Annotated in this window: 3 protein-coding genes; all 3 read right to left on the minus strand. The window is 46.9% G+C overall.

Features of this window, described 5'->3' with window-relative positions; all coding sequences use genetic code 11:
• Nucleotides 1–4,976 (minus strand): DEAD/DEAH box helicase (locus tag H6B10_RS10780; protein ID WP_204651612.1); only part of this gene is annotated, 4,976 nt, incomplete at its 3' end.
• Nucleotides 4,976–6,001 carry a hypothetical protein gene (locus tag H6B10_RS10785; RefSeq protein WP_204651613.1) on the minus strand — a complete coding sequence of 342 codons (1,026 nt, stop codon included), beginning with the start codon at nt 5,999–6,001 and terminating at the stop codon, nt 4,976–4,978. The genes H6B10_RS10780 and H6B10_RS10785, both read right to left, overlap by 1 nt.
• Before the next feature lie 2 nt (nt 6,002–6,003).
• Nucleotides 6,004–8,078: hypothetical protein (locus H6B10_RS10790; protein WP_204651614.1), on the minus strand; the 2,075-nt coding region annotated here is incomplete at its 5' end.

An 8,078-nucleotide genomic window follows, 5' to 3' on the forward strand; every position in this document is an offset into this window, starting at 1 on the left:
TTTGCCCAGTGCAGGAGCTCCAAAGCTGCATACCGGTCAAGTAAACCATGTAGGTTTTGGTTGCGGTAATGCTTAAGACAGTTGTGACAGGCGCTTTCGCATGTACAGCCAGAAAGCATGATTTCAACCTGGCTAAGAACATCCGACATGATAGATGCAACACCTGCGGCATAGCCAGCGCCGCTGGAAAGGCTATCGTAAATGTACACATCAAGGAAAGCTTCCGCACCTTTACGGCGAACACGATACCCTGTCATCAATTCTGTGAATTCAATGTCCAGGATACGGCTTATGACTAACCGCATCGCTTCTGCCAACGATGTTCCCGCGCGGGTAAGCCACAGGCTGTCTTTGCGCTCCGTCTCGACCTGTTTGGGGTCAAGGCGAATTTCCAAAACCAGCATATCGGTAATAAAATCATAACCAAGGTTTACATGTTTGGTAACGCTATGCCGACACTTACTATTGCGGATATACTTTGAAATGTAGGGCCGGTTTACGCCGTTCAGCGCATCGGCGTCATCGCCAGGCATGGATGCTCCACAATCACAGCAGACTGTAAACCCTTTTCCCTCAAGGCCTTTGTTCATCATGATGATTCGCTGATTGCTTCGAGATGCCATACGCATATTTCGGCAACCTGCAATTTCAGTCATGGTTTCTGATTCGGGCAGAGTGGAATATAGCGGCTGTTGAACAACAGTACGTTCTTCTTGCAATTGCACCTCGGGAATCGCTCGACCATCCTTGGGAGCGAACCCCCACGGGCGCAACATAGGTGTAGTTTCTATAATGCTGCGACTACCGCAAAATGGACAGTCTTTGACATTATCCTCTTTTAGGCCGAACCATCCGCAGTCCATACACTCCATAACGGCCTTGCAATAGTTTTCGTCTTCTACAAAAGCTCTTGCAGGAGTAAGCAAACATCCTTTTCTGCGTTCGCTGCCGGGATAGTAAAAACCGCCAATTTGATAAGTAGCTTTATCAACAACAATTGCACGGCCAGGTGCGTATTCACCAATAGCAACATCAAGCCCACGCTCTACTTGATAAAGCTGTTTCCCTTCCTGATTAGAAATATAAGTGCTTACAACATTTTTAGGGAAAGAATAGGTTGGGATGATACCTTCCTCATAGAGTGCATCTAACAGTGATTTGCTTTTCGTTGTTACTCCATCTGGAATCTGATAAAGTTCAGGGTGCGCATCCTTTTTTGCTTTCAATTTTTGAAGCTCTTCCAATAAAGGTTCCTTGAACTGGCAACTGCCTTGATACGATGCTGGAATCAAAACGCAGTCTGACATCTGGAATGCCTGAAGAAAGTCTTGAAAGGCGTCCAGTTTCTCATCGACAAAATCCGCAGCACTCATAAGTTCCAAACTGCTTGATTCCCTCTTCAAAAACTCTTGTAATGCAATCATATTCAAATGACGCTGAATCAGTTTCTCACTGGAAATATCAATCCAAGGCCGGCGTGGGTCGCCACGAAACATGGGCTCTGGGTGTTGGAAATAGAGTGTGTCGTGCGGACCGTTATCGCAATAGGTGACGATGGTAGATAGGCTGGCCCCTCGCCGCCCAGCACGTCCGGCGCGCTGTTGATAATTTTCTCTCATGGGTGGAATGTTTCTTAACCCTACTGCAATCAAGGAGCCAATATCAATGCCAACCTCCATCGTAGTCGTACTACTTAAAATATCGACTGGAGATTCATTTTCTTGAATCAAATCTTGGAACCGCAGTTCATATTGCTCGGTCCTTGACCACATATCATTGCTCTGGTCTTTATACGAAAGTTGTGCCGTGTGTTCCTCCGTGTCAATCACATAAATCGGTTGATTTTGCAAAGCAGAGATGGCAGGCACACGCCAAAAATCCAAAGCTTTGAGTTCCTCTTCCGTCATGGGATGGTCAATGACACCTCCACAGTTTGGACAGGCCCCTTTCAGCATGAAAGCAGTAATCGTCGAACAGCGTGGGCAGCGATACCAAGAATGATTCAAATCGAGGTTGGGTTTGATTTTTGTCAGGTCAATATACCATTTCCCGAAATCTCCTTTTTCAAGGAAACGACGTTGTAAGATTCTCTTCCAAATATCCTGCGTTTTCCCTTTTTTGTCCCACCCCATCTTTTCGCAAATTGTTGCGGGCATACTCCAATCGTCCTCAAGACCATAGCCGGTACTACCATAACCTTTTCGAACGTTGCGTCGGATATCGTCAGAAATCGTCTGTCCCAAAGCAACCTCGTCACAGCAAACGCTGACCCATGCATTGAACACCTCCAAAAACTCTTCGTCCGAGACCGTTTGGCCCTCCTCCGCGAGTTCGTCCACGGCATCAAACATTGCCTCATCTGTTGGGGAAAGCCAACACAGGGCAACAGAGGTGAGCGTATCATATCCGCCGCAGAACATCCGCAAAAGTTGCTCTTTCATCTGGTCGGGGGCATTGTCGCCAACGGTAAGAGATGGATGCCAAGCTCGTCCTGCACGCAAACGGCGTTTGTAGTCACGCAGAATCTTTGCGCAATCATTAGTTACAAATTTAGCTCTATTGTCGCCGCTGTACAGCTGTACCTGGTGAAGCGCAGCTTCCAGCACAAAAAATCCATATATGTCATTCAGAGACTGTTCTTCATCCACTTTCTGCATTCGGTCGATAGCAAGGACTGTCAGCTGGCGCGCCGCCGTCATATCGGACGCATTAGACATATCGCGGGCTAAACGAGCGGCTCTCTGCCGGCTATCGGAGAATAGCAGCACTTTTCGCCCCGCATTGGGAAGGCGAGGATTGTTCTCTTTCTCCTTTACCGGGGGCTGTACATCAAATTGAGCTTTAATCAAATTGTAAAAGGACAAATTTCCGCGCGTGGCAAACGAAGTTAACTCCGAACCAATCATTCGTCGCTTACAGTGTGGGCAGGTAGGAAAGGTAATTGTATCCGGTCGCCCCTTTTCACTGTAGTCGGTGTAATAGAGCTTCAAAACGCCTTCCTTGCCAGCAAGCGAATCATCGCGGAAGTTGATGAATCCACTGCGGCTATCCAGATAGCATGGGCGAAGTCGATACTTCCCTCGGTTTTTAGGCGTAAACCCTTTTTTGGGAATGTACAAATGGATTTCTTTTAAGGTGCTTTCATCAAACACCTGCCCGGCATATCGCCACAAATAGGTGTGTCCCAAAGAATCCATCTCTGACTTGAGAACATATCCCTTCAGGAACAGTGCTCCACATTTGCGGTCGTTATATAGTTCATACACGGCACTGCCACATTCAGGACAGGTGTAGTGAGCATCCGAGAGAAATATTTCACCCAAAGTCAGTGCCCCGTCTGTATGGGAGTGAGGGCACTGGGGATTGGTACAGGCATAAACACCGTTGATTCCGCGAAACAGCATATGCATTCGCGCCGGGCAAAGAACCATCCCTTTCTTGTTCCGCGCCAATGGTGCAATCGCTAACAAAACGCTAACGGCATTCAACGCCTCGCGTTCCTTCTGGGCAGGAAAAATCACCTTTGCCAAATCGTGTAGGGATTCGGCATTCCCACGGCATTCTTTTAGGAGCAATTGGAAAGGGATATAATCGGTCAGATGGTCATACAACCAATACGAGGCATCTTCCAACGTGGCAAAAGGAACAGTTGCTCCCGGTAGCCCCGCCCAAAATTGATTCAGAGCCATCAATTTTTTCGCGCCTTCGGCTTCAATCTCTTCAGGGGTTATCCCTTTGAACTTCACAAAGGGAATATCCACACCCTGTCCAGGCGCAATCGTTTCCCTTTCACCGGTCAGATAAGTAAAGGTGTAGGAATCCGCTCCAGTCAACGATTGGGCAAACTCCTGTACCGCCATCCGGTCCTCGTATGTTCTATTTGGCATACTGGCCGTTGTTAAAACAAACTGCACCCTGTCTCGTCCGATACCTAGGCGGTGGAATAATCTCCGAATCAAAAGTGCTACTTCACCGCCAGAAGAACCGCGATACATATGCGCTTCATCAATGACGAAGAGAAGTTTTCTCTCTGGCGATGAATCCAACCATTTCTTTGTTTCATCCCAAATTTTCGTTTCTCTGGGGCGGAAAAGCATATATTCCAACATGGAATAGTTAGTAATCAGGATATCCGGGCAGCAATTTTGCATTTCGAACCGGGTAATCAGCTCGGCATCCTCGTCATTCGGGATGTGCTTGCTTTGACGCAAGGCACCAATAAAGGCAGGCATATCTTCCTTGGCAGGAATGCGCCCCTCTTTTAGAAGCGATTGATAAAAATCCTCTTGGTCCGAAGTAGCTGGTTTTGATATGCGGGACAGAGTCTGTGCTAATTCTTTGTCTGCCCCTGAATTGGTCGTGGTCCCCGGATAAGGGGTCCGGCCCGTGTACATACCAAACTGGGGGCGCCGCGCATCTTTTCCCGCAGTTTCGCGAAAGATTTTTACAAATTTGTGCTCTGGGTCACCAATTAGGCGACGCAGTCGACTAATTTGGTCAGAAACCAGTGCGTTCATTGGGTACATAATAAGAACACGAACACCTCGCTGCGCCCACGAATCAGGGGTTTCTCTGGCCTCTTGGGCCAGTTTTGCCAAAATCGGCCACATAAAGCATTCGGTTTTACCGGAGCCTGTTCCTGTTGCAACAAACAGGTCCTTCCCCTGAATTGCGGTTTCCAGTGCATCAATCTGATGCTTAAACGGCGATGGATACACGCCAAGGTTTGCATCAGCCAATTTCTCGAAAAAGGTGCGCAGCCAGACCGGGATAGCGGCATCTTGCAAGCCATGTGCTACCGAGATATAGGCTGGGGACGATTCGATATATGGTTGTTGATAAAGGATGCCTTCCTTATCTAAACGGGAAGAAATTGCAGACAACAAGAGAGGAGATTTTCCAAAAAACTGCGATTTTATATAGTTTTCCAGTTCCTTTTTTAGGTAGCTGTGGACTTCATATGCGCCTTTTGCCATTAGGTTTCCTCCTCGAAGAGATATCCAAGAGATTCCATTACCGACGTGAACGACTGATATGCTGGTCTTGCCATCTGCCGCATAATGCGCTGCGAAAATTCATTTAGTGTTGAATCAGGCATCGGCCAAGAATAGAGTTTGAAAAAGGTTTCTTCTGCCGGTGGAAGTAGGTAAGGGAACGATACTGTTACCAAATTCACGTCACCCACACAGTGTACAGGTGGTAGCAAATGATTTAACATCAAGATTCCATTGGCTAATGCCAACCATTCGGGCATGACTTTTGTATTATTATGAGGATTTGTTTGCCAAATTGGCAGTTGACACCATTGCCAACAGTCGGAAACTTTTCTGTATAAGAAATAATGGTAGTCAAACTCCAGTGGCACGCGCATCAAACCAAAGGCGATGGTTTGATTAGGCTCCGGTTGCCAGTAGCCGAATTTTCGCTGCTCCTGCATGGCTAAAAATTCTGAATTCTTCGGAAAGTTCGCATTTTCCCAGATGGCTGCCTTTTCACATTCTGTCACGAGGCTTATAAATGGCCGGTGGAGTCGAAACATCTCCACCGCGGAATGATAGTAGCGTTGAGTAACGACGGGATGAACCGCATATTCTCCCAACCCGCTCATGGGGAATGCGGACAGTGGGTTACAACCGCGAAGGAAGTTGATTGCTCCGCCAGGCGCAGAGACACTGGTCGCGGGGGAAAGATAATTTGCTTTATGATAAAAAGCCCCTGCATTCAAATATATTGCGTATATTTCATCGCGAAGCAACGACAAATCCCCAAGGTAATCGGCGCACGCATCGAGAATTTGCAGATAATATGGTTGCCTTTCGGTGATAGTCGCCGAAAAATGCTGGAGTGAAGGTAAGCCCTCATCATCCCAAACAGACGCCAGCGCCAATTTCCCCAGCGCGCTGTAAATCAGCCTGCGTCGCCAGGCATCAATATTTTCTGCTTCTCCACGTAGGATAGATAAATCTTTTGCCAGTTGGGTGAAAATTTCTTCAGACGGCACAATTATTTTTCCTCATAGTCAAAAAAGTCGTAAACATACGTCTTAATCTCCGGCGGGACCGAATTAGAATCCTGAATCTGCTTGCACAGTTGCTCGCCCTTACCAGTTACTGCTGCATAAGAAAGCAAAACATATTCAAAAGCGACGACCGTATTATCCATTGCCTCCGGTTCAGCCATACCTGTCACATCGAAAAGGATTCCTTGCATTTTCCTTTGCATCATGCGGCTAATGCGTAAACAATCCAACCAATCCCGGCGTAGACCCGGTTTCGGAGAGGATGAAAATGCCTTTCCACCACGAACCAATATCGTACCCATAACACCAGACATTTCAGCCTCACGCTCTACAAAATCCGTTGTGAATATGGGCATGAAATATTGGAAAAGGCTTTCTGGCTCAATAGATAAATCTTCGGTGTAGGGATGACATATAATAATTTGTTTGTGGCAATCTTTCTTATGGCGCAACAAATTCTGAAGCCAATTCCCGCTAAAAGAATTTCTGACAAGAAGAATTCCTTCCCCCTTCATAGATTCTGCGGCAGTCTTTTCGTCGTAGCTTTCTGTACAGGTTAGAACATCTGCATACTGTCCGCGAACGGTGGCAGAAAGGATTTGGACAATTTCTTCTGCGTTAAGGCCTGCCAGCAACAACGGCTGACGTCGCAAATAAGTTGCATAAAGAAACCTTGCCATGTGAAGATGATGCGAATGGTCCTTGGTAATACCCGCACACGAAGACAAGTTATCTGCCAATCCATCGATTACGCTCTGAAAATCGTCGACTGAGTCTACAACATCCACATCTAACTTGGTTCCGCGCAGGAAAGTAGCGACATTGGAACCCGAGCCCGCGCCACTTGTCGGGACAGGCAGATAAAGGGACATATCTGCCAAAAATTCAGCCACGTTCGACTTGGCATGCGCCAGCTTGTCTTGGACAAATCGATAACTGTCCTGTGCGATACGTTCATTTTCCCGGATTGTTTCTTGGATTTCTTCCAGATGCTTTTCGGCCAGTGCAAGTTGATGCTTTGTTCCATCAAGTGTGCGAGCACACTTTTCTTGTTCGTGTTTTATCTGTTGAAGTTCTTTGCCTGCTTGCTCAAGCCTTTTCGCTGCTTCCCGCTTCCAGCGGTCTTCTATTTGGCGCATATAGGCTGAACGCATAGTGTCGTTAGCCTCGACAAGCCGTGAGAGAATTCCTGTGTCGATTTCGGTACCATCCAGATATTCATTGGCGTTCGCAACGAAATCCTCAACGTATTTTTGAGCTGTTTCAAGTGAACATCCAATGTCATCTGCGATTTCCTGGTACAGGTCTTTTCCTGTGACATACTTGAGAAATTCTTTGAACGCTTTTAACTCGTTGTTCGTGCGCGATGTAAAGTCCCGAAATGACGGCCACGTCATTTTTTGATGAGAAAGAATTCGGTCCCTTACAACCGCCAAAGCGTCCTTTGCTGGAACTGTTCCAGCAGGAACGCCGAGATTCCTCTTTTTTAGAAATGTATAACTTGAAAGTTCGGGATATTTGCGAAGCTCTTGAATGGTGAGCATATCATCTTTTTCAAGATTATAGTAAGGCAGTTTGGACACAGACAGCTTGAGCCGGAACAAACCGTTTTTGAATTCCATGTTTGCCGTTTGGCAATACAACCCTTGCTGTGTGCCGACTCCCATTGGTTCCAGCAAGTATAAAACATCGCAGTTTAAACTTCCCTCCGAAACACCGCCATGAAGCAATTCGACTGCCTGCTTTGCCGTGTTTGCGTGGAGTGGAATCACTTGTATTGGTAATTGGCTCAGTAATGTTATGCTTGTCTTTATTTTGTCCGGCCTTTCCGGGTCAGGCGCATCAGACCAGGAGAATACAGCTAGCGAGCCTTTATCAAAATGCTGCCTTACTTTATGTGGAAGCGCATAGCGGTTTTCAAATGCGTATTTTTGTTCACTGGAGGATTCCTGCCAGCTATCATCAAACGAACATACACACAGTTGCCCATCTATTATATCCGCGACGCGCGTCCATTGACGCCACCAGTCCGTACTATCATTCTTCACACACAAGGAAA

The sequence above is a fragment of the Gemmiger formicilis genome (assembly GCF_016901605.1).
GTDB lineage: Bacteria > Bacillota > Clostridia > Oscillospirales > Ruminococcaceae > Gemmiger > Gemmiger formicilis_B.